Below are 23853 nucleotides of genomic sequence, written 5' to 3'. Positions count from 1 at the left end.
AACGTACCAAGCCCTCTGGACCGCCGTCGGTGCAGTCTGCGATCTATTCCATAGCCAGGAATGCAGAAACTACTTCAAAGCCGCAGGATATGGTCCCGATTGAAGGTGACTTGCTCTAAAGCTTTTCGCGTTGCGTTTGAAAAGCGAAAGCCCTTGCAGTCAACGTATCTCGAAAAGCTCTTGAAAGGAGCATCCGATGGAAACCTCCGCCGTCACCACCGCCCAAGCCGCAGCCAGCAGAACGCCATCCAAAGCCGCCATCTCGGCAGATTTTGATACGTTTCTAAAGATGATGACGACGCAAATGAAGAACCAGGACCCGACGAAACCGATTGATTCGGCAGATTACGCTGTGCAACTGGCAACCTTTTCCGGGGTCGAGCAGCAGACCAAAACCAACCAACTGCTTGAAGGGCTGACCAGCCAGTTCGGCGTTCTGGGCATGGCACAGCTGGCGGCTTGGGTCGGGCAAGAGGCGCGCTCTGCCGGCCCGGTCTATCTGGGGGATGATCCCGTCACCATCAGCTATCAGCCGAAAACCCACGCCGATCGCGCCGTTCTGGTGGTGAAAAATGCGCAAGATCAGGTGGTCTCCCGCGAAGATGTCTCGCGAGAGGGCGGAACCTATCAATGGCTTGGCGCAGATGCCGCCGGAAATCCGCTGCCGAATGGCATCTATTCCCTCAGCCTTGAAAGCTATAGCGGCGCGCAGCAGTTAGGTGAGGCCGCAGCCGTCGAATCCTATGCAAAGATCCTTGAGGCGCGCGGCGGTGCCAATGGCCCAACGCTGGTTCTGGCGGGCGGTGTCGAGGTAAACGCCACAGACATCACCGCCCTGCGCGTGCCTTAAAGCGTGTCATGGTTTGCCAGACACATGCTTATCGAAAAACGCGCTCAAACATCTGCGCGAGACAGCAGTTTTCGATCCAATCTAACCCTGACAGCCTTTCGCTACAGGATATGCCCTAGCCAAATTCCCAGCGCAAAAACCACGAACGCCGCCACAACCAGCCGCAACGCGAACAGCCGGGGCCGGCGTTTCACAGGCGGCGGACTTTCGGCCTGCGCGATCAAAGCCGCTTCCACCAGGCGCGGCAGGCGCGGCCCAAACCGCGCCAAAACCCGCGCTGTCTGCGCCAGATCACGCAACAACGCCAAGGGCCCGACGTTGCGGCTGACATAGGTTTCCACCACCGGCTTTGCGACCTGCCAGATGTTGATATTGGGGTCCAAACTGCGCGCCACACCTTCCACCACCACCATCGTGCGCTGCAACAAGATCAGCTCGGTACGGGTTTCCATGCCAAATCTCTCTGTCACTTCAAAGAGATACGACAGCAGCCGTGCCATTGACACCCGTGTCGCTTCCAGCCCGAAAATCGGCTCGCCCACAGCGCGCAAGGCCCGTGCGAATTCGTCAATATCCCGGTCGGGCGGCACATAGCCCGCCTCAAAATGCACCTCGGCCACCCGACGATAATCGCGGCCAATAAAGCCCATCAGAATTTCTGCATAGACCCGGCGGGTATATTCATCAATCCGCCCCATGATGCCGAAATCATAGGCGATCAAGTTGCCATTCGCCGCCACTTTCAGGTTGCCCTGATGCATATCGCCATGGAAAAATCCGTCGCGCAAAGCGTGGCTCAGGAAAAGTTGCAACACCCGCGCGCCCAACGCCCGCCGATCCAATCCCGCCGCGTCAATCGCGGCGTTATCCGCCAAATTGATCCCCTCAGCCCAGTCCAGCGTCATCACCGAGCGGCCCGACAGATCCCAGATCACCTTGGGCACTTGGAAACCGGCATCAGTCTTGGTGTTATCGGCAAATTCCGAGGCTGCCGAGGATTCCAGCCGCAAATCCAATTCGCCCAGCACCACGCCTTCAAAATGTGTGATCACATCCAGCGGCCGCAACCGGCGCGAGGCGGGCGAGACAAACTCAATCGCCCGCGCCGCGAAGTAAAACGCATCAATATCGCGGCGAAACGCCCGCTCGATCCCCGGACGCAGCACTTTCACCGCCACATCCTGCCCGTTGCTGCGCAAAGTCGCGCGATGCACTTGCGCTATGGATGCCGCCGCAACGGGTTCGGAAAAGCTGGAAAATATCTCCTCCACCGGCCGCCGCAATTCCTCCGCAACCATTGCTTTGGCAACAGCAGTGGAAAATGGCGGCAGTTGATCTTGCAGATACTTCAACTGAAGCGCCAATTCTTCGCCGACAATATCCGGCCGCGTCGACAGCACCTGCCCGAACTTGATATAGGCAGGCCCCAGCGCCGTCAGCGCCCGCGTCACTGGCGGCAGTGCCAGATCACCTTGCAGCCCCAGCCACTTAAACGGCCAGCCGAGCATCCGCGCTGCAAACCGCAGACGCGGCGTCACGTCCATCGCCTCCAGCGCCAGCGCCATCGCCCCGGTGCGCTCAAACGTCGCCCCGGTGCGGATCAGCCGCCAGATATTATGCGGTCCTCTCACAGTTTCCAGCCCGAATGGAGTGCTGCAATCCCCATCGTCAGGTTGCGGTATTTCACCTGATCGAAACCCGCCTGCCGGATCATCCCAGCAAACGCTTCTTGTTCAGGAAACTTGCGGATCGACTCGACCAGATACTGATAAGACTCGCGATCCCCTGCCACCACCTGCCCCATCACCGGGATCACGTTGAAGCTGTACTTATCATATACCCACTGCGCCAAGTCATTGGGAATCCGTGAAAATTCCAGCACCATCAACCGCCCACCGGGCCGCAACACCCGATAAGCTTCCTTCAAAGCATCGCCAATCCGCGTCACATTCCTGATGCCAAAGGAAATCGTGTAAACGTCAAAGGAATTATCAGCAAATGGCAGCGCCATCGCATCGCCCACCACCCAATCCAACCGCGCCGCCATCTGATCCGCCTCGGCCCGTTGCCGCCCCGACACCAGCATCGATTCCGTCAGATCGCACACAACCGCCGTTGATCCCTCCGCCCGCTTCATAAACCGGAACGCCACGTCGCCAGTGCCCCCCGCCACATCCAGCAACCGCTGACCGGGCCGCGGCGCCAGCCAATCCATCATCGCGTCTTTCCACAACCGATGCATCCCGCCCGACATCAGATCGTTCATAATGTCATACTTGCTGGCGACCCGCGTGAACACGCCATGCACCATCCCGGCCTTGTCGGCCTCGGGCACGGTTTGATAGCCGAAATGCGTGGTGCTGTCGTTCATCTCTTGCCGTCCTGTCATTGCACCCCCCTTATAGGCACGCGCGCCGAAACCCTCAATGCGCCCAACTGTCACCGAGGATATATGCCCGAACTACCCGAAGTCGAAACCGTCCGCCGTGGTCTTCTGCCCGCAATGGAAGGCCGCCTGATCATCCGCGCCGAGGTCAACCGCCCCGATCTGCGCTGGCCCTTGCCTTTGAACATGGCCGAGCGTCTGACCGGGAAGCGCGTCCTCGCCCTCCGTCGCCGCTCCAAATACATCCTCGCCGACCTCTCCTCAGGCGAAACCCTGCTGATCCATCTCGGCATGTCAGGCCGGATGCTCGTCTCCGGCATCACCTTGGGCGACTATTACCACGATCACGCCGCCCCCGAAAAACACGACCATGTTGTCCTCCACCTTGAAGGCGGCGCGCGCGTCACCTTCAACGATGCCCGCCGCTTTGGCGCGATGGATCTGCTGCCGACCCTCACCGCCGAAGCCCACCCCCTGCTGTCCGAAATCGGCCCCGAACCACTCGGCAATGCCTTCAATGAATCCTACCTTTCGGCGAAACTCCACAACCGCAACACCCCGATAAAATCCGCCCTCTTGGACCAACACCTCGTCGCGGGCCTCGGCAATATCTACGTCTGCGAAGTGCTCTACCGCGCCCGCATCGCCCCCAACACCCGCGCCGGAAGCATTGTGAAACCAGGTTCACTTGTGTCGATCATCCGCGAAGTGCTGACCGAAGCCATCGAGGCTGGCGGCTCCTCCTTAAAAGACTACCGCCGCACCGACGGCGAGCTTGGCTATTTCCAAAAGGCCTTCGCCGTCTATGGCCGCGAGGGCCAGCCTTGCCAAACCCCCGGCTGCACGTCCACAATCGCCCGCATGGTGCAATCGGGCCGCTCATCCTTCTACTGCCCCACCTGCCAAATCTAAGGAACCGACATGCCCGAAACCCTGCTGATCGAAACCCACGCCCATGTCGCCCTGATCCGCCTGAACCGGCCCGAGGCATTAAACGCCCTCAATCAACAACTCATGTCCGAACTCGCCGCAAACCTACAAGCGATGGACACCGATGACACCATCCGCTGCATCGTCATCACCGGATCGGAAAAGGCTTTCGCCGCAGGCGCAGACATCCGCGAAATGGCGGGCAAAACCTTTGCCGAAGCCTTCGCCTCTGACATCTTCGGCCCCGAAGCCGAAGCCATCCAGCGCATCCGCAAACCGATCATCGCCGCCGTCGCAGGCTTTGCCTTGGGCGGTGGTTGCGAACTCGCGATGATGTGCGATTTCATCCTCGCCGCCGATACCGCCAAATTCGGCCAACCCGAGATCAACCTTGGCATCATCGCAGGCATGGGCGGCACCCAACGCCTGACCCGCGCCATCGGCAAAGCCAAAGCGATGGAAATGAACCTGACAGGCCGCATGATGGACGCAGCCGAAGCCGAACGCGCAGGCCTTGTCAGCCGTATCATCCCGGCCGCCGATCTGATTGACGAAGCCCTGAAGACCGCCGCAAAAATCGCGGCGAAATCTGCCATCGCAGTGCGGGCCGCAAAAGAATCCGTCAACCGCGCCGAGGAAACCACCCTCCGCGAAGGTCTTTTGCACGAACGCCGCCTGTTTCACGCCATGTTCGCTACCGAAGACCAAAAAGAAGGCATGGCCGCCTTTATCGAAAAACGCCCCGCCACATTCACCGATTGCTAAAGCCAGAGCTTATCCCAAAAACCCCGCCGCCCCGGACTTGATCCGGGGCCTCACCACATAACGCCAGCCTGCTAAAGCCAGCCCTTCCACCTGAAAAACGCATAGGTCAGCACCGCCGATCCGACCATCATCACCAAAGCCATCGGATAGCCCAGTTTCCACGCCAGTTCCGGCATGAAATCAAAGTTCATCCCATACAGGCTGGCGATCAGCGTCGGCGGGCTGAACAGCACGGCGACCACCGACACGATCCGCACCGTGGTATTCTGCGCAAGGTTAATCCGCCCCATCGTCGCATCCGACATCAGCCCCAGCCGCGACGACAGAAAATCCGCATGCACCTCCAGCGCCTCAATATCACGCAGTTGGCCTTTCAACACCAAGCCCAATCCTTCCGTACCCAGCCGATGCCCCAGCATCTGATCGACATAGTTCAGCGCGCGCCCCAATGTCAAAAGCCCCAGCCGTACCCGGCCCAGCCGTTCGCCCTCCGCCCCCAGATTGCTCAAAGCGCTTTCCAGATCGTTTTGCTGATGCCCCTTTGGCCCCGGATGATACGTCTGACGCGACACTTTATCCAAACCCGTGCCCGCGATTTCCAGATGATCCGCCAGCCGCCCGATCACTTCCTCGATCAGCCCCAGAAAAATCCGGTCCGGGGTTGAACAGCCTAAAGTGCTTTTCCCCGCCCGCGGTGGATAAGTCTGAAACGGACGCGGCGCATGGTGTCGTACTGTCACCAGCCGCGCCTGAGCCACCGCAAAACACACCGGGCTCATCACCTGTTCGCCCGCCGCATCCTCACCCGGCAAAACCACGGTCAGATAATCAATCTCATCCTCATGGTAGAGACGGTTTGAAATTTCGATTTCTTCCATATCCGCCAGCGTCGGCACATCAATGCCCAAAGCCCGCACCGCCGCTTCTTCTTCCGGCGTTGCGCGAAACAGATCAATCCATTCGGCATGTTCCAGCGCCGCCCCCTCGGGCAGCACCTCCAACCGCTTATCGGCAAAATGATAACCCGTCAGCATCCGTGCCCTCCGCAAGCAATCCCCTTGCCTAACGCCAAATGCCGCCATGGCCAAGCCACCCATTTGCGCAGCCTCTGCTAAATCAAGCCGCCCGCAATCCCTCAAATTTACCTAAAATTTGCTTTCATCTTGGCTCAAATATCCCACGGGGGTCCGGGGGTGTGAAACCCCCGGCTTCGCCAGTCAAGCCCGCTACCGCAGCCCGTCGCGCCCCTCAGCCGCCTCATGCGTCAAACCACCCACCCGCGCCAAGGGCCGCCCGCCATCGGTCACCGCCACCGCCACCATGATCTCGTCCGCCCGCGGCGCATCGTTCAACCGCACCTCGATCGCGTCAAAATGGCTACGCACAAACGCCGCATCCTTATGCCCCAACGGCACGTCCAGCACCTGCCCCGGCCCGCCCATCTTCTTCGACGACGGCACCAATGCCGCCCCGCCACCCACCGCCACCCGCAACGGCGCGCCCAGTTTCGGATGCAGAATAGCCGCCGCATGTTCCAATTCGCCCAGCTCGCCCACCATCGCCGCCTTGCCGTAACTCTGCGCCTGCGCAGGCAAAATCCCCAAGGCCGCCATGCAGCGATCCCCCAACAATGCGCCCAACTCCGCGCCAATATCCATCAGCACCGTCAGATCTTCGACAAACCGCCCGGCAAACGGATTAGCGATCACCGCCACCGCCACCGCCTTGCGCGTTGCAGGGGCCACCATCTGCCCCGCCTCCATATGAGTTTCCTCAACCCAGACCGCAATCTTGCGAATATCCGCGCTCATCGCAGCCCATCCTCGCCCTTGATCTGACTGGCCTCCAGCCCCCCCCATCCGCGAATGAACCCTTGGCCCCGTCGTCATCACCAGCACAACCATCAACTCGCCCGCACGCGGCGAAGCGTTCATCCCCACCTCCATCGAGTCAAAATGGCTGCGCACATAAGCCGCATTCACATGGGTAATCGGCACATCCAACCGCGCGCCCATGCCGCCCACTTTCTTCGCCGATGGCACAATCGCCTTCGCCCCGCCCAACACCTCGCGCATCGCATAGCCACCCGGAGCATGCCACAAAGCCCCATGCTCCAACTCGCCCGCGCTACCGACCAGCGTAGCCTTACCATAGCCCTCAATCGCCGCCGCATCACCGCCCAACACCGCCAGCAAGCGTTGCGCCATCATCAGCCCTAAAGGCTTCAAATCTTCCATAAACGGCTGAAGATCCTCGACATACTTTCCCGCAAAAGGATTGAAAATTACCGCCATAATCGCCCCCCGCTTTGGCGGATGGCTTGAGACCGGCCCGCCCTCATGGAAGATTTCCTCCACCACAGTCGCAATTTTGCGCAGGATAACTTCAGGCATCACACAGGCTCCCGTCAGGAATTAAGGTCAACGCAGGCAGCCCGACCATCCGAGCCTGCCCCTTCAAAAACAGCGCCACCGACACCGCCAGCCCGCGCCCACAGATACCTTCGGCCACAGCCACACCGCGCCCCAGCGCCAAAGCCACCTCATCCGCACTCAGCGCCCCGACGGATACCGTCACCAGCCGCGCGCCCAAATCGCTATCCGGCTGCAAGCTGTCAGCCCGCGCACGCTCAACTGCCGCACATCCCGGCAAATCCACCGCATTACAGATCATCGTCGCCGCCACATCCGCTTCCGCCGCCGAAGCCGCCAACACCGTCACTGCATCCGCGATCCCCAAGGAAAAACTCCGCCCGCCCCAGCCACTCGTCGCCACCCCGCGCGCGGCATCAGCAAACCCCACATCAATCCGCCCCAAAGCCGCACCATCCAACCCCGCCACAGCCATCCGAAACCGCTCGCCTTGCGACAAATGAAACGCAATATCCCCGCCATTATTGACATAAGCACGGCTTAAAGGCCCAGCCGCAACCATCGCAGCCAGAACCTCCTCCGCCACCGCCCCCGCCACAGCAGCCATCGGCGTCACGAACTGCGCGCCATAAGGCCGCACCGCAGACACCATCCGCCGCGCCACAACGCCCGCAGGCCAATCGCCCACCGCACGCCGCAGCAAAGCCAACTCCGCCACCAACTCGTCCAAAATCGTCTCAAACCGCGCCCGCGCCGCCTCAAACGCCGCCTCGCGCGCCCCTTCCGCCCCGATGATCAGATCAATCGGCCCATGCTGCAAATGCAGCCGCTCCCCATCCGGCAACAGCCGCGCCGTAGCCCCCACTACCGCCCCCACGGAAAATTCCGCGCATCCTGTGGATCACGCCCTTCCCCCGGCTCCACCCGCCGCACCGCTGCCCCCATCACCGCCTCAACCGGCTGCACATGGTCCAAATGCCCGCCCAAAGCCGCATAATCCGACAGACGCAGCGTGAACTCAATAGGCGCGACCAGTGCCGGAGTAGGTACATAACCAAACGAATTCAATGGCATCGCCATCACATCCGCCATCACCGTAATCCCGCCCCCCGGCCAAACGTAAGCCTGCGCGCCCCCACAAGACACCCGCGTCAAAGCCGCCTTCACCGATTGCGTCAACCGCACCGGATTGGTCGTCACCCCCGCCCGCAATGATCCCCCCGCGCCGCCCATGAACAGCACCGAACACACCGAAGGCTCGCAATTCTCGGCAATCCGCTCGGCAGACGCCCGGATCACCGCCGGAGCCTCCACCGCCCTCGGCACCAGCCCCGCATCCAGCTCGTAATACGCCCATTGCTCGCCCGTCGTCGACACCATCAGCATCCGCAACCCCGGCCAAGCCACCTTCGCATCAAACGGGTTCAAAATCGTCAGCGGATCATCCACATCGGTGCCGCCCCAGCCCGTCCCCGGATGCGCCACCTGAAAATACCGCCCCGGAGTCGACCTGCGCCCCTTCATCTTGATGCCCGTAGGGGCCACATCCAACAACTTCCCCGCCTGATGTTCCGACAAAACCCCGGTGATATGGTCATCGACCACCACCACCTCATCAACATGCCCGACCCATTGCTTGGCAAACATCCCAATCGTCGCCGAGCCACAGCCCACCCGCATCAACTTCTCCGGCACGCCATTGATCACAGGCGCCTGCCCCGCCTGCAAAATCACCACAGCGCCATCGTCAATCGAAACCTCAACCGCTTCCCGATTGCACAGCCGCATCAGCGCATCACAGGTCACCCGGCCCTCTTTCTTCGAGCCCCCCGTCAGATGCAAAACCCCACCCAGCGACAGCATGGAGGATCCATATTCCCCCGTCATCACATGCCCAATCGCCTCACCATCCACCCGCACATAGGCCCGCTCGGCCCCGATATGCCGGTCGGTGTCGATCTTCACCTTGACGCCGCAATAGCTGAAAATCCCCTCGGTCACGACCGTGACCATATCAACGCCTTCCACCGCCTGACTGACGATAAACGGCGCAGGCTTGTAGTCTGGATAGGTCGTCCCCGCCCCCACCGCCGTGATAAACGGCCGGTTGCCCTTGATCACATCGCCGTCCCAATCGTCCTGCTGCCCATCCAGAAAGGGCACCGCGACCGCCCCCGATTGCAACACCGTCAACGGATCAAGCCGCACCAAAACCCCGGCATGATTGGCATAACGATCACAGGCCCCCGCCCGCCCGTCCGCGATGTAGCACATCACCGGGCAGGCATCGCAGCGGATCTTTTCCGCCGTTACAGCTTCATTCATAACCAGCCTCCTTCAACGCCGCCCGCACCCGTGAAGGCGTCGCAGGCACGCGAGTCATCGCCACCCCCGTCGCATGACGGATCGCATTCAAGATCGCGGGCGCGGTCGGGATCAGCACATGCTCGCCCAACCCCTTCGCGCCATAAGGCCCATGCGCGTCTGCCTCCTCGATGATCAGTGTCTCAATCGGCGGCACATCGCCCATCGTCGGGATCAGATAATCATGCAGATTTTCGGTGCGCCCCGGCAGATATTCCTCGGTCAACGCCATCCCCAGCCCCTGCGCAATGCCGCCCTGCACTTGGCCTTCCACAAGCAGCGGATTGATCGCGCGCCCCACATCATGCGCCGCCACAAACCGCAAAGGCTTCACCAGCCCCAGCTTCAGGTCCACCTCAACCACCACCAGATGCGCCGCATAGCCAAACTGCGCATAGGGTGATCCCTGCCCATTTGCATCCAGCGGCAACGTCGGCGGATCATAGCGTTCCACCGCCCGCAGCACATATCCCTCAGCGTCGGGGGCCAAATCGGCCAGTTCAACCCGATGCACCCCCGCGGCGTCCGTCACCTCCACCACGCCCAAATCAAACCGCAACACCGCATCCACCGCCGCATTGCACCGCTCTAAAATCATCGCCCGCAACGAAAGCCCGCTCAGCCGCGCCGCATTCCCCGTCACAAACGTCTGCCGCGAGGCAGAGGTCTTCCCCGCGTCCGGCGTCACATCGGTATCCGGCCCCACCAGCACCAAATCCCGCACATCCGCCCCCAAGGCGCTGGCAAAAATCTGCGCAATCACGGTGTTGGACCCCTGCCCAATATCCATCGCCCCCTGATGCAGCACCACCACCCCATCCGCCCGCAGCCCCGCCTTGATCGTCGACGGATTCGGCAATGAGGTATTGCCGCAGCCATACCAGCCCGAAGCAATTTCCACCCCGCGCTTCACGCCTCTATGCGCCGCGTTAAAAGCCGCCACCTCCGCCTTGCCCGCCGCCCAAGCCGGACGCAAAGCCTCTAAGCAAGCCTTAATCCTCACCCCCTGCGCAAACACCTGCCCGCAGACGGTCGGCTGGCCATTCTCCAACGCATTCAGCAGCCGAAACTCCAGCGCATCCATGCCCAACTTCTCCGCCAAAGCGTCAAACAGGCTCTCCTGCGCAATCGCCGACTGCGGCACGCCAAAGCCCCGGAACGCGCCCGAAGACGGACAATGCGTATGAATAGCCCGCGACTGCGCCAGATAATCCGGCACGAAATAAGGCCCCGAGGCATGAACCGGCACCCTATTCGCCACCGTCGGCCCCCAAGACGCATAAGCCCCGGTGTTGAAATCCCCCTCAAACCGCATCCCACTCAGGCGGCCGTCGCTCGTCGCCCCAATCCGCAAGTGAATCGCCGAAGGATGCCGCTTGGTGGTCGATTGCATAGACTCCTGCCGCGAATAAGTAATCCGCACCGGCTTGCCCGTCTTCAACGCCGCCAAAGCCACAAACGGCTGCACCGAAATATCCAGCTTCGATCCAAACCCGCCACCCACCGCAGTCGGCACGATCCGAATAGCCTCACGCGGCATCGCCAAAATCTCGGCCATGCTGTCAAAATCCATCACCGGCGCCTGCGTGCAGGCATGAATCTCCACCCGCCCATCCACCACCTGCGCAAACCCCGCCTCCGGCTCGATATAGGCGTGCTCAACAAAGCCGCTCTCAAACCGAGCCTCCACCACCACATCCGCCCGTTTCAGCGCCGCATCCGCATCCCCGCGCTTCACGAATCCGCCGCACATCACATTGCCCGCACGGGTTTCATGCAACAACGGCGCACCCTCCGCCAAAGCCTCCACCACCGTCTGCACAGAAGGCAATACCTGCCACGTCACCGGAAAACTGGCCGGATCAAACGCAGCCATCACCTCCGCCATACCAACAACCGCCGCCACAGCCTCACCGCGATGCCGAGCCTCGCCCTCGGCAAACACCGGCTGATCGACATAGGCCGGAATAACCCCAAACGCATTGCGCCCCGGCACATCCGCCGCCGTCAGCACACATTCCACCCCCGGCAACCCGGCCACAAACGTCTCTAAATCGCCAAAAACAAACCCCGCCCGCGGATGAGGCGAGCGTATCACCTTCACCACCAGCGCCCCATCAGGCGCCACATCATCGCCAAACGCCTCGCGCCCCTCAACCTTTGCCAGCCCGTCCAGCCGTCGCATCGCCACACCAACGCCGCCCGAAACCTGCGCTTGCGCAACCCCCGACCCCGCCGCCACCACCGCGTCAATAATCTTGCGATACCCGGTGCAGCGACACAAAACCCCGCCCAAAGCATCCTGGACCTGCCCCGCATCAGGCTTCGGCACCTCGCGCAGCAAAGCCACCGCCGACACCATCATCCCCGGCGTGCAGATCCCGCATTGCGCCGCCTGATGATCTTGAAAACTGTCGACCAGCGCCCGCCCCTCGGCCCCCGCAAGCACCCCTTTAACCGTCTCAACACGCTTCCCCGCCGCCTGATGCGCCGCCATCAGACAGGCACAGACCACATCGCCCTCAACCAAAACCGAACAAGCCCCGCAATCCCCCGCATTGCAGCCAATCTTCACCTCGCGCGCGCCCAACCGCTCCCGCAAAGCATAAGACAACCGCTCGCCCGGTTCCGCTGCCACAGACACCGCAGAACCGTTCAGCACAAAGCCGACATCCACCGCAGCCCGCAAATCATCCATCCGCCCGAACCCCCTGCTCTAACCGAACCCCCTGCTGCACCAGATCGCCCACCAGCCGAGACACCATCTCCACCACCGCCTCCAGCCGATATTCCCCCGACCCGCGCACGTCCGCTATCGGCTCTAACCCGGCCAAATCAGCCACATTCACCGACAAATCTGCCCTCACCGAAAGCCCCTCCAGCCGAGCCTCCAACACCGACAACCGCCGCGCCACAGGCGAACACGCCCCCACCGCGACCCGCACATCGACGATCCGGCCCGCCTCAATCCTTAAACTTGCCGCGACCATCGCAATGCTGATCACCAGATACCGCCGCGCCCCCAGTTTGCGAAAGCCCGCCACCGTCCCCGCCGCCAAATCAGGCACGAACACCGCCGAAACCAGCTCATCCGCAGCCCGCGCCGTCCGCCGCACCCCCGTCACAAACTCCGCCAAAGCCAACCGCCGCACCCCGCGCCGCGACACCAATTCCACCTCGGCCCCCAGACACAACAGCGGCGGCATCCCATCCGCTGCAGGCGAAGCGTTGCACAGGTTCCCCGCCAAAGTTCCCGCGTTCTGGATCTGCACAGATCCCACCTCGCGCGCAGCCGCCTTCAGCCCGTCAAAACAGCCCGGTAAAGCCGCCCCCACAACATCGCTCCACCGCGTCGCAGCCCCCAGCCGCCAGCCCCCCGGCACTTTCGAGATCCCGCGAAACCCAGGCAGCCCGGTCACATCCAGCAGCGACACTTTCGGCAAAACCTCACCCGCTTGCGGAAACCAATCCGTCCCCCCCGCAATCACCGACACGCCACCACGCTCCAGCGCCGCAAACGCATCCGCCATATTGTCAGGGGAAAGATAGGCCATCGCAGGAATCTCCGGCATCAAAACATGTTCGCATACGAATAAGAAACCGCGCCGCCCATTCTGTCAAATGCTATCTTTCGCAACCCCAACCATCCCTCTTGATCCACACAATAAACATGTTAGCCTACGAATAAATCAGGAGGCCAAAATGTCTGACCAACCCACAAAACTGGTGATCCATAACATCGGTCTGATGCTGTCTGGACGGATGGAGCAACCCATCCTCGACGCCGATTGCCTGATCGCTGAAAATGGCAAGATCACCGATTGGGGACGTGCCGCCGACCTTGACACCGAACACGCCACCACCCTGATCAACGCCAATGGCGCGACCCTCACCCCCGGCCTGATCGACAGCCATGTCCATCCGGTGATCGGCGATTACACCCCGCGCCAGCAACAACTACACTGGATCGACTCCACCCTGCATGGCGGCGTCACCACGCTGATTTCTGCGGGCGAAGTCCACATGCCGGGCCGCCCGCGCGACGTCGTGGGCCTGAAGGCAATGGCGATTGCCGCCCAGCGTTGGTACGAAAATTTCCGCCCCTCTGGCGTCAAAGTCATGGCTGGTGCCCCCGTGATTGAACACGGCATGGTCGAGCAAGACTTCAAAGACCTCGCCGATGCTGGCGTCAAACTGCTGGGCGAGGTTGGCCTCGGCACAGTCAAAGATGGCAAAACCGCGCAGCAAATGGTCAACTGGGCGCGCAAATACGGCATCCAAAGCACGATTCACACCGGTGGCCCCTCGATCCCCGGCTCTGGCCTTATCGACGCCGATATGGTGCTGGAAACCGGCACCGACGTGATCGGCCATATCAACGGCGGCCATTCCGCCCTGCCTGATGATCAAATCATTTGCATCTGCGAAAGCTGCAAGGCGGGCTTAGAAATCGTCCACAACGGCAACGAACGCGCCGCCCTGCTGACCCTGAACACCGCGCGAGAGCTGAAAGAACTTGACCGCATCATCCTCGGCACCGATGGTCCGGCAGGCTCCGGCGTGCAACCGCTCGGCATCCTGCGGATGATCGCCATGCTCTCCAGCCTCGGCAATATGCCCGCCGAATTGGCGCTCTGCTTTGGCACCGGCAACACCACCCGCCAGCGCAACCTCGACACCGGGATGATCGAAAAAGGTTTCTGCGCCGACTTGGTTTTGATGGATCAAGCCCAGCACACCCCCGGCAAAACCATCCTTGAATCGATCCAGTTCGGCAACCTGCCCGGCATCGGCATGACCATCATCGACGGTGCCATCACCAGCCACCGCAGCCGCAACACCCCCCCCGCTTGGCGCATCCCCACGGTAGAGCGTCAACCCGCGCCCAGCACAGGTTCTGGCCACTAAAGCGGCTTGAACACGCCAAAAACCACTGTCGGCCACAACATCTTGTGGCCGATCCATCAGATCACACAAGTCATTCCCCGCTGGGAAGGCCATTGATGGCCAAAAACGCAGGCATAAGGTAAGATGAAACACCGCCTGAACTGCCGTAAACCAAGGGTAAAACCATGCTGAAACACCCCAATGTCTCAACCGCCCGCGCATGGAACTCGTGGTCCGACCGCCCCGGCGAGATGGTATTCCTCCCCCTCGGCATCCGCGTCACACCGCTGCTCTACTCCTCGCGCCTGCGCCAATGCATCAAGCTGGAACCGCGCACAGACACCCTCCGCTTGGGCCGCCACAACATTGAAGGCTCCCTGATCGAATTCGAAGCTGACCTCGCAGGCACCACCCTCGCCTTCGCCACCACCAAGCCCCAGCCCTTCGCCTTCCGCACCACATGGACGGCTCAAAAGACTGCCGAATGGGGCCTGCGCTTCTGGGTCAACATCGCCATTTCCGCCGAGGATGGCACCGAAGCCCGCTTCGATCCCACCCAGAACATCACCCTGCTGCAATCCGGCGACCGCTTCACCGCCATCGCCACGCAGCACCCGCCCGTGCAAGTCACAGGCCACGCGACCCTCGACGCCCTCTGCGACGACTATACCGAAAACGGCTACTTCACCCGCGACAGCCGCGCCACATCCGCCCCCGTCTTAGCCCTCCGCTTCAACCTCGAAATGATGCGCTCCGGCACCTATGCCGCCGCCGTAGCCGACAGCGCCGCCCTCGCCATCGCCGCAGCCAAAGCCGCCCTATTCGCCCAACAACCCGCTGCAGACCCGACCACACCCCATGCCGAATCCCTGTCAGCCATCCACGATATCGTCGGCTGGAACACCATCTGGGATGTCCCCAACAACCGCCCCTACACCGCCGTCACCCGGATCTGGAACCTTGGCACTTACGCTGTCTGGCACAACGACCAAACCTACGCCGCCCTGCTTGCAGGCATCTTCGACACCGAACTTGCAAGGGAAAACCTCGCCACCGCCCTTTCTGCCGCGACGCCACAAGGCAACTTCGCCTGCATCGCCACCTCGCGCGATACATGGGTCGACCGCAGCCAACCGCCACTTGGCAGCCTGATCGCATGGCAACTCTACCAGCGATCAGGTGAGCGTTCGATCCTGGAGCAATGCTACCCCGCCATGGCCCGCAACCAACGCTGGTGGCGCGAGATGCGCGACCCCGAGGGCACTGGCCTGATCTCCTGCGGCAGCTCTGACGTGGGCGAAGCGCTGTATAAGGGCACAGCCTTCGGCGCGCGCAATGAAACCGGCATGGACAACTCCGCCACCCATGACGAGGCGATCTATCAACCCGAAACCCGCAGCCTCTCAACCTGGGATCTCGGTCTAAATTGCGTCGTAGCCCTAGACGCCGAAATGCTTGCCCTGATCGCCACCACTTTAGGCCACAACGACGATGCCGCCGAGTTTGACACCCTTGCCAAAAACCACCGTGGCCTGATTCAAACCCATCTCTGGGACGAAACCCGCCAAATCTTCGCCAACCGCCAACGTCACGGCGCTTTCGTCAAATCGCTTTCCCCCACCAGCTTCTACCCCCTGCTGTGCAACGCAGCCACGCAAGAACAAGCCACCCACCTCCTCCGCCACCTCGCCAATCCAGCAACCTTCGCAGGCAAATACCCCCTGCCCAACGCCACCCGCGACGACCCCGCCTTTGCCGATAACGTGTACTGGCGCGGCCGCATCTGGCCCAACATCAATTACCTCGTCTGGCTCGGCCTGCGCCGCAGCGGTCACTATGCCGAAGCAAGCCTATTGGCCGAACAAAGCCTAAACCTGTTCCTACAAAACTGGCGTACAAACCGCATCGCCGCCGAAAACTACAACGCCACCACGGGCGAGGCGATGGACCAAGGCGATACCGATCCGTTCTACATCTGGGCCGGATTACTGCCCCTGATGGCCGTCTCTGCACTCGTCGACATCGACCCATGGCACGGCCTGACCCTCACCAACAATGCCCAGCCCACCCATTGCGGCCCTATGGTTTCCCCCTTCGGCCCGCTTTCCGTCACAGTCAAAAACGCCACCCTCACTGCCACAATCAACACCCAACCCGCCCTCTCGTTCACCTTCCTTGGCACCCTGACGCAGCTACACCTCCACCCCAGCCGCACCACGGCGACCCTGCACCGCGTCACCTCCGCTGGCCAAATCATCCTGCACCGCACCACTGCCGAAGCCCCGCTTATCGCCCACCTCAACGGCAAGGTGATTCGCGCTATCCCAATCGCAAGCGGTTTTGCCTTCGACATCACCTCCGCAGACCAAGCCGCGAAACTCGACGTGATATTCCCCAACTAAATCAGCCTTTTCCAAAACCCGTAAAAATGATTTGACAGAATGTCCCGACAAAATAATAGTATGTACACCAACAAATAATCGCCACCCTTGAAGCGATACGTTGGCAGGGAGAACCGGGCTCAAAACCCAAACCAACACCACGAAAACCAGCATTTGCCGGAGGCACAGCTATGTCCCCGCGCCCTAAGCCTGCTTGCCGTCACATCACCGACGGTCCACCATAACAGCGGCCCAGCAATTGGGCTTAACGGAGGTCTGATATGTCGAATTTCTCAAGACGCGACACGCTGCGGCTGCTGTCGGCGGCCATCGCTGCGGTTGGCGCATCCACCGCGTTGCCGGCCCGCGCCGCAGGTGGCAAAATCACCGTGCTGAACTGGAAAGGCTACGGCACCGATGAGGCTTGGTCGCTGGAAGCCTTCCAGAAGGCCACCGGCATTGAAGTCATCCACGATTACTTCTCGTCCGAGGCCGAAAGCCTGACCAAAATGCGCACCAATCCCGGGGCCTATGATGTGGTTCTGCTGAACTCGGCCCGTGTCTCGACCGCCGCCACCGAAGGCCTGATCGCGCCTGCGGATCTGTCCATGGTTCCCAACGCCGCCGACGTGAATCCAGACCTGCTCGCCAATCCGAACTTCACCATCGACGGCAAAGGCTATGCGGTGCCATGGGTCTGGGGCATGACTTCGGTTGCCGCCCGTGAAGGCATCACCATCGCCAGCTACAAAGACCTCGCCGCCCCCGCCTATGCCGGCCGTTTCGCGATGGACGACGATGCGATGATCGCCGTAGCCATGGGCGCTCTGATGACCGGGCAGGATATCAACGATCCCACCGATCTGCCCGCCATCACCGAAGCGCTGAAATCCCTGAAGCCCAACGTCAAAATGCTCTGGTCGTCGGAAGATCAGTGGAACAAATCCTTCGCAGCCAATGAATTTGACGTGTCGGTGTTCTGGTCCGGTGGCGCTGTCCGTTCACGCCGCAACGCCAAACTGCCCGTCGATTTCATCGTGCCGTCCGAGGGCGCAATCGTCTGGGTTGACGGTCTTGCGATGGCCACGGGTGCGCCGAACCCCGAGGGCGCTGCCGCCTTCATCAACTGGATGATTGATCCGAAATTCTACGTCGAATGGGCCACCAAAGTCGGCGCACCGGCTTCCGCCAATGCCAAAGCCCTCGCTGCCCTTCCTGCTGATGACCTCTCGGCACAGGTCCACAAGCCGGAATATATGGTCAGCAAAAACGTGATGTCGGCGATGCCGGATGAACGGCGTGAGGCTTTCAACAACCTGTGGCAAGAAGTGAAAGCCTTCTATGCCGAGTGAGGTTTCAACGCCACAGCGCGCGTCGAAAGGCGCGCGCATCCTGCCGCAATGGGTGTCCACCACCGCCCTGCTGCTGCCCGCTTACGGCTGGCTGACCCTTGCGGTATTTCTGCCCTTACTGACGATGTTCTTGTTCAGCTTCATGAACAAAACCCCGATGGGCAAAGCCCCGATCGAGTTCACCCTGCGCCACTACCGCGCTTTCATCGACCAGCCCTACCTGATCAAAATCGCCACCAACACGCTGCTGATGGGCCTGTGGACCACCCTCGCCTGCGCTATCCTTGGCTTCCTCGCCGCCCTCGCTTTGGTGCGCTGCACTCATGGCGCGCGCCGCGAAACCCTGCTGATCCTCATTCTTCTACCGTTCTGGACCAACGGCCTTGTCCGCGTGTTCTCGTGGACGATGGTTTTGCGCGAGAACGGTTTCCTAGACAATATCTGGCACTGGATCGCCCCCGCCGCAGGCTCCATCGCCATCCTGTACAGCCGCGAAGCCATCGTGATCGGCCTTGTCCACGGCTATCTGCCCTATATGATCCTCACCTGCTACATCGCGCTTGCCACCATAGACGACGCGATTATTGAGGCCGCGCAAAGCCTTGGCGCGCGCTGGTGGGTGATCTTAACCAAAATCCTGATCCCGCTCGCAGCCCCGGGCCTGATTTCCGGTGCCGTGCTGACCTTCGTGCCCGTGATCGGCTCCTTCATGGAACCGCGCATTCTGGGCGGCAAAGTCGGCGTCACCATGGGCACCGTGATCGAGGATCAATTCACCCAAGCTTTTAACTGGCCTTTGGGCGCGTCTTTGTCCTTCACCCTTCTGGCCGTCACCATGGCGATCTTCGCCACTTTCTCCGGCGTGCTGCGCCGTGGATCGGGAGGCGCAGCGTGACCCGATTAGGCCAGATTTTCCTCGGGATGATCCTGATCTTCCTCTACACCCCCATCCTTGTTCTGATGGCGATGGGCTTCAACGAATCCGCGCTGTATGAGTTGCCGTTCAAATTCTCAACCCGTTGGTATTCCGCGCTTTCTACAAACACCGAACTCCTCACCTCCAGCTTCAATTCCATCGTCCTCGCCGTGACCACAGCCGTGGTCGCCACCGCCATCGGCACCCTCGCCGCCCTCGCTTTGTCGCGCCGCAGCTTCCGGGGCCGCAGCCTGCTGCAACTGCTGCTGCTACCCCCCATCGCGATTCCGTGGCTGATCACCGGCACCGCCATGCTGATCTTTTTCTTCTGGACCGGCATCGGGCGCGGTATGCATGCGCTGATCATCGGCCACGTCGCCCTCGCCGTGCCTTACGTCATCCTCGTCGTCGGCACTGGCATGAAATCGGTCCGTGCCGATCTGGAAGAAGCCGCGATGAGCCTCGGTTCTACCCCAATCCACGCCTTTTTCGCGATCACCCTGCCGCTGTTGTTCCCCTCGATCCTTGGTGCGGCTTTGTTCGCCTTTGCCATCTCGCTGGATCAGTTCGTGATTTCGTATTTCCTGTCCTCGCCCGGTTACACCACTCTGCCGGTGCAGATTTATTCCGCGATCCGCAAGGGCTTCACGCCCGAGATCAACGCCATCTCGACCCTGCTTCTGCTGGGGTCAATGAGTGTCATCCTGATCTTCGCCCGTTTCGCCAAACCCGGAGCCCCCAAGTGACCAGTGTTTCCGTCCAAAACGTCGCCAAAAGCTTCGGCGCGGTCCCCGTGCTGCGCGAGATTGACGCGGTGTTTCCGCAAGGCACCTTCACCAGCCTTTTAGGCCCGTCAGGTTCCGGCAAAACTACCCTGTTGCGCATCATCGCGGGCTTCGTTGCCCCCGACCAAGGTGAGGTGACAATCGGCGACAAAGACGTGACCGGCATCCCGGTCTGGGGCCGCAACATCGGCATGATGTTCCAATCCTATGCCCTGTTCCCCCACATGACCGTCGCCCGCAATGTTGCCTTCGGGCTGGAACGCCGCGGCATCAAAGGCGCGGACGCCGCGAAAGCAGTCGCCGAGGCTTTGGAGATGGTCCACCTCTCCGATTTCGGCAACCGCATGCCGAAGAACCTGTCGGGCGGCCAGCAACAGCGCGTCGCCTTGGCCCGCGCTATGGTGATCAAGCCCTCGGTCCTGCTGCTGGACGAACCACTGTCGGCCCTGGACCGACGCCTGCGCCAAGAAATGCAGGTCGAACTCCTCCGCATCCAGCGCCAAACCGGCCTCACCACCATTTTCGTCACCCATGACCAAGAGGAGGCGCTAACCCTGTCCGACCGCATCGCCATCCTCGACAAAGGCCGCATCGTGCAATCCGGCGCCCCGGAAGACATCTACGAAAACCCGCAAACCCGCTTCGCCGCCGAATTCCTCGGCGACAGCAACTTCCTCACCGGAACCGTCGAAGCGGGCGGAGTCCGCCTCCCCGACGGCACACTCATCCAAACCACCGCCGCCCTTCCCGCGCCGGGTCAAAAAGCCACCCTCGCCATCCGCCCCGAGAAAATGTCCCCCACCCCGATTGACGGAGCGACCAACCAAATCGCCGCCCAAATCCTCACCGTCATTTACGCAGGCCCCGCGCTGTCCTACCTCTTGCAAACCCCCGACGGCACCCGCCTGAAACTATTCCAAGCCAACCGCGACGGCACCCTGATGCGCGAAGGCGACACGATCACCCTGCACTGGTCCCCGGCCCATTCCATCCCCGTGCAAGACTGATGCTTGCGCCGATCTCGCCCCACACCAAACACGTCGTCATCGACCTGCAACGCCTGTTTGCTGAGCCGCACGGCTGGCACGTCCCCACAATCGCCGACATCCTGCCCAACGTGTTAACTCTCTGCCAAACCACGCAAAAGAACACCCTCTACTCCCGCTTCATCACCCCGTCGCACCCCGAAGCCTCAACGGGCCGCTGGCAAAACCTCTACCAAGCCTATGCGCAGGTCACCGGCCTAGACGCCGCAATCCTCGACCACATCCAGCCCATCAACCAAATCGCCCACAAAACCCAAATCTTCGATAAAACCACCTACTCAATCTTCCCCGCCGTCCTACCGCTCCTGAATCAAACCGACACACTCATCCTCTCTGGCGCGGAAACCGACGCCTGCGTCTACGCCAGCCTGCTCTCTGCCGTTGACCTTGGCCTGCGCGTCATCATCGCCACCGATGCCGTCACCAGTTCTGATGCAGCCGCCCACGACGCCACCCTCACCATCATCGCCCGCCGCTTGCCCAACCAAGTTGATCTCGCCACCACAGAAGAAATCATCGCCGCATGGCCGAAATAGCCCCCGCCGATCTGACCACCGCGGAAAAAATCACCCTCCTCCACGGTCGCGGCCTCTGGCGCAGCCAGCCGATCCCCCACGCCAACATCCCGTCCATCATCATGACAGACGGCGCTTACGGCCTGCGCTATTCCACCACCCAGATCGACGCCGGGGCCGATGCCACCGACACCCTCGCCCAACTCCTCAACATCGCCAAAGACGGCATGTTCGGCACCACTTTGCCCGCCACCTGCTTTCCCAACGCCAACCTGTCCGCCTGTTCTTGGGACACCGACCTCGCCTATCAAATGGGCACGGCGCTGGCCTCTGAATGCAAAGCCGCCGGAGTTCACCTGCTGCTCGGCCCCGGCATCAACCTGCGTCGCACCCCCCTCGCGGGCCGCGCTTTTGAATATTACTCCGAAGACCCGATCCTAAGCGCCGACCTCGCCGCAGCCATGATCAACGGCTTGCAAGACCACGGCGTCGGCGCATCGCTAAAGCATTTCGCCTGCAACAATTCCGAGATTGACCGCACCAACGTCAGCTCGGATGTCAGCGAACGCGCTCTGCGCGAAATTTACCTCTACGCCTTTGAACGCGCCATCGCCCGCTGCAATCCGTGGACGGTGATGAGCGCCTATAACCCGCTGAACGGCACGCAATGCGCTGAAAACCCTTGGCTTCTAACGCAAGTGCTGCGCGAAGACTGGGGCTACGGTGGCCTCGTCATTTCCGACTGGCACGCCATCAAAGACCGCCCCGCCGCCCTTCTCGCAGGCACCGATCTTGACATGCCCGAAAGCCCGCGCCGTCGCGCAGCCCTGCGCCAAGCCATCGCCAACGGAACCGTGTCACTGGCAAGCCTAGACCAATCCACCGCGCGGATGCTGCAATTCCTAAACCGCGTCAAGTTCGCCAAGCCAGCGCCGGCAAACGACCCCAACGCCCACCACCAACTCGCCCAAAACATCGCCACCGAATCCCTCGTCCTGCTGCAAAACGACGGCACCTTGCCGCTGCCCAAGGCTAACTTCCGGCTGTTGATAATTGGTGAAGGCGCGACCAATCCCACCATCCAAGGCTCGGGCTCTGCCTCCACCCCCCCCACCCGCGTCGACATCCCCCTAGATGAAATCCGCGCCCGGCTTGCCACAACCATCCATCTTCCCTTCACCGCCACTACAGTCGAGATCGCAACCCTCACCCCCGATGCCATCTTGATACTCGCCAGCCACCACAGCGGCGCCGAGGGCGAAGGTGCAGACCGCCAATCGCTGCAACTCGCACCCGGCCAAGACGTCCTGATCGCCAGCCTCGCCCAATCCCACCGCATCATCGTCGCAATAACCTCCCCCGACGCCGTCGAAATGCCTTGGGCCAATGACGCTGCCGCCATCCTCGCCTGCTTTTATCCCGGCCAAGGCGGCGGCGCGGCAATCGCCCGCGTCTTGTTCGGTGAAACCAACCCCTGCGGCAAACTCACCACCACTTTCCCACAAAAGCTGTCCGACATCCCCGGCCACCTCAGCTATCCGCCCGAAGCCCTGCATCACGCCTATTCCGAGGGCATCTTTGTGGGCTACCGAGGCTATGACGCCCGCGAGATCATCCCGCTATTCGCCTTCGGCCACGGCCTAAGCTACACCAAATTCCGCTATGACAGCCTCACGCTATCCGCTGACCACATCACCCCAATAGGCTCTATCATTGCCCGAATCACCCTTACCAACATCGGTGACCGCGCCGGCAAAGAAATCGTCCAACTCTATATCCGCCCGCTAAACTCCAGCCTGCGCCGCCCCCTGCGAGAACTCAAAGCCTTCGGTAAAATTGCCCTAAACCCCGGCGACACGGCCACCCTGACCTTAACCCTAACCCCGCGCGACTTCAGCCATTTCGACCCAACCGAAGGCCGTTTCGTGCTGCGCGGTGACGCCTTCCTCGTCGAGGCCGCCGCCTCCAGCCGCGACATCCGCCTCACCGCCGAAGTTCAAGGCTACCACCAAGCAAAGACCCCTGCCCCCCCTGCGCACCACCACCGCCGCCAACAAACTGCTCGCCGACCCCCGCGCCGAAGCCGTTTTGCTGGCCGTGCTCTGCACGAACCTGCCGATGACAAAACCGCAGGCACAGAGCCTAATCGACAACAGCCGAAGCTCTTTCCTTGGCCTCTATGACACGCTCAGTTGGTATATTGCCGACAGCCTGCCCGAACCTGCCCTGCAACAGGCGCTTGATGCTGCGTCGAAACCCTAGACCGCCCGCCCCGCTCCGGTTATGTACTTGTAACGGCGTCTG

The 23853-nt window shown here is 61.4% G+C and carries 19 protein-coding genes and 1 pseudogene; 11 read left to right on the top strand and 9 right to left on the bottom strand.

Annotated features, from left to right (window positions below):
• Nucleotides 1-196 precede the first annotated feature (196 nt).
• Nucleotides 197-850, top strand: a complete 654-nt coding sequence (locus ACP7AP_RS13420; RefSeq protein ID WP_426034714.1) for a flagellar hook capping FlgD N-terminal domain-containing protein — start codon at nucleotides 197-199, stop codon at nucleotides 848-850.
• 101 nt (nucleotides 851-951) lie between these two features.
• Here the strand turns inward: ACP7AP_RS13420 and ubiB are convergent, their stop codons facing one another.
• Both ubiB and ubiE read right to left on the bottom strand, forming a co-directional pair.
• Nucleotides 952-2481, bottom strand: a complete 1530-nt coding sequence (gene ubiB / locus ACP7AP_RS13415) for a 2-polyprenylphenol 6-hydroxylase (RefSeq protein WP_426034713.1) — start codon at nucleotides 2479-2481, stop codon at nucleotides 952-954.
• Complete coding sequence (ubiE, locus tag ACP7AP_RS13410) at nucleotides 2478-3221, bottom strand: bifunctional demethylmenaquinone methyltransferase/2-methoxy-6-polyprenyl-1,4-benzoquinol methylase UbiE (RefSeq protein WP_426034717.1); 744 nt, start codon at nucleotides 3219-3221, stop codon at nucleotides 2478-2480. Before ubiE ends, ubiB begins: the two co-directional genes overlap by 4 nt.
• Before the next feature lie 81 nt (nucleotides 3222-3302).
• On the opposite strand from ubiE, the gene mutM reads away from it, so the two are divergent.
• Nucleotides 3303-4148 (top strand): bifunctional DNA-formamidopyrimidine glycosylase/DNA-(apurinic or apyrimidinic site) lyase, encoded by an 846-nt coding sequence (gene mutM / locus ACP7AP_RS13405; protein WP_426034712.1) that lies wholly within the window; start codon nucleotides 3303-3305, stop codon nucleotides 4146-4148.
• A gap of 9 nt (nucleotides 4149-4157) precedes the next feature.
• Nucleotides 4158-4931 (top strand): enoyl-CoA hydratase, encoded by a 774-nt coding sequence (locus tag ACP7AP_RS13400; RefSeq protein ID WP_426034711.1) that lies wholly within the window; start codon nucleotides 4158-4160, stop codon nucleotides 4929-4931.
• A 71-nt stretch (nucleotides 4932-5002) separates the two neighbouring features.
• On the opposite strand, the gene ACP7AP_RS13395 is transcribed toward ACP7AP_RS13400, so the two are convergent.
• The 7 genes and pseudogenes from ACP7AP_RS13395 to ACP7AP_RS13365 all read right to left on the bottom strand — a co-directional run bounded on the left by ACP7AP_RS13395 (nucleotide 5003) and on the right by ACP7AP_RS13365 (nucleotide 13221).
• Nucleotides 5003-5965 (bottom strand): magnesium transporter CorA family protein, encoded by a 963-nt coding sequence (locus ACP7AP_RS13395; protein ID WP_426034710.1) that lies wholly within the window; start codon nucleotides 5963-5965, stop codon nucleotides 5003-5005.
• A gap of 192 nt (nucleotides 5966-6157) precedes the next feature.
• The gene (locus tag ACP7AP_RS13390) at nucleotides 6158-6742 is read right to left on the bottom strand and encodes an amino acid synthesis family protein (protein WP_426034709.1); all 585 of its coding nucleotides are present in this window, start codon (nucleotides 6740-6742) and stop codon (nucleotides 6158-6160) included.
• Nucleotides 6739-7324 (bottom strand): annotated as a pseudogene (locus ACP7AP_RS13385) (amino acid synthesis family protein). The gene ACP7AP_RS13390 and the pseudogene ACP7AP_RS13385 overlap by 4 nt, the downstream one beginning before the upstream one ends.
• Nucleotides 7317-8180, bottom strand: a complete 864-nt coding sequence (locus ACP7AP_RS13380) for a UPF0280 family protein (protein ID WP_426034708.1) — start codon at nucleotides 8178-8180, stop codon at nucleotides 7317-7319. The pseudogene ACP7AP_RS13385 and the gene ACP7AP_RS13380 overlap by 8 nt, the downstream one beginning before the upstream one ends.
• Nucleotides 8168-9628, bottom strand: a complete 1461-nt coding sequence (locus ACP7AP_RS13375) for a 6-hydroxynicotinate reductase (protein ID WP_426034707.1) — start codon at nucleotides 9626-9628, stop codon at nucleotides 8168-8170. The genes ACP7AP_RS13380 and ACP7AP_RS13375 overlap by 13 nt, the downstream gene beginning before the upstream one ends.
• On the bottom strand, nucleotides 9621-12365 hold the full coding sequence (locus ACP7AP_RS13370) for a molybdopterin-dependent oxidoreductase (protein ID WP_426034706.1): 2745 nt from the start codon (nucleotides 12363-12365) through the stop codon (nucleotides 9621-9623). Before ACP7AP_RS13370 ends, ACP7AP_RS13375 begins: the two co-directional genes overlap by 8 nt.
• Nucleotides 12358-13221: an FAD binding domain-containing protein gene (locus tag ACP7AP_RS13365; RefSeq protein WP_426034705.1), complete on the bottom strand. Its 864-nt coding sequence runs from the start codon at nucleotides 13219-13221 to the stop codon at nucleotides 12358-12360. Before ACP7AP_RS13365 ends, ACP7AP_RS13370 begins: the two co-directional genes overlap by 8 nt.
• Before the next feature lie 148 nt (nucleotides 13222-13369).
• Between ACP7AP_RS13365 and ACP7AP_RS13360 the strand changes: the two genes are divergently transcribed.
• The 8 genes from ACP7AP_RS13360 to ACP7AP_RS13325 all read left to right on the top strand — a co-directional run bounded on the left by ACP7AP_RS13360 (nucleotide 13370) and on the right by ACP7AP_RS13325 (nucleotide 23732).
• Entirely contained in the window at nucleotides 13370-14575 is a 1206-nt protein-coding gene (locus ACP7AP_RS13360) for an amidohydrolase family protein (protein ID WP_426034704.1), read from the top strand.
• Nucleotides 14576-14739: 164 nt separating this feature from the next.
• A complete protein-coding gene (locus ACP7AP_RS13355) occupies nucleotides 14740-16956 on the top strand; it encodes an MGH1-like glycoside hydrolase domain-containing protein (protein WP_426034703.1) in 2217 nt (738 codons plus the stop codon).
• Nucleotides 16957-17216: 260 nt separating this feature from the next.
• Nucleotides 17217-18287, top strand: a complete 1071-nt coding sequence (locus ACP7AP_RS13350; protein WP_426034702.1) for an ABC transporter substrate-binding protein — start codon at nucleotides 17217-17219, stop codon at nucleotides 18285-18287.
• Nucleotides 18277-19182 carry an ABC transporter permease gene (locus tag ACP7AP_RS13345; RefSeq protein ID WP_426034701.1) on the top strand — a complete coding sequence of 302 codons (906 nt, stop codon included), beginning with the start codon at nucleotides 18277-18279 and terminating at the stop codon, nucleotides 19180-19182. The genes ACP7AP_RS13350 and ACP7AP_RS13345 overlap by 11 nt, the downstream gene beginning before the upstream one ends.
• Nucleotides 19179-19949, top strand: a complete 771-nt coding sequence (locus tag ACP7AP_RS13340) for an ABC transporter permease (protein WP_426034700.1) — start codon at nucleotides 19179-19181, stop codon at nucleotides 19947-19949. The genes ACP7AP_RS13345 and ACP7AP_RS13340 overlap by 4 nt, the downstream gene beginning before the upstream one ends.
• Entirely contained in the window at nucleotides 19946-20995 is a 1050-nt protein-coding gene (locus ACP7AP_RS13335) for an ABC transporter ATP-binding protein (protein ID WP_426034699.1), read from the top strand. Before ACP7AP_RS13340 ends, ACP7AP_RS13335 begins: the two co-directional genes overlap by 4 nt.
• On the top strand, nucleotides 20995-21570 hold the full coding sequence (locus ACP7AP_RS13330; RefSeq protein WP_426034698.1) for an isochorismatase family cysteine hydrolase: 576 nt from the start codon (nucleotides 20995-20997) through the stop codon (nucleotides 21568-21570). The genes ACP7AP_RS13335 and ACP7AP_RS13330 overlap by 1 nt, the downstream gene beginning before the upstream one ends.
• The gene (locus tag ACP7AP_RS13325) at nucleotides 21558-23732 is read left to right on the top strand and encodes a beta-glucosidase (protein WP_426034697.1); all 2175 of its coding nucleotides are present in this window, start codon (nucleotides 21558-21560) and stop codon (nucleotides 23730-23732) included. The genes ACP7AP_RS13330 and ACP7AP_RS13325 overlap by 13 nt, the downstream gene beginning before the upstream one ends.
• Nucleotides 23733-23853: the final 121 nt, after the last annotated feature.

Origin of the sequence: Cypionkella sp. TWP1-2-1b2 (assembly GCF_049896245.1) — a bacterium.
Lineage (GTDB): Bacteria > Pseudomonadota > Alphaproteobacteria > Rhodobacterales > Rhodobacteraceae > Cypionkella.
Note: the sequence above shows the minus strand (reverse complement) of the source record. Positions and strands in the feature narration are given on the sequence as shown.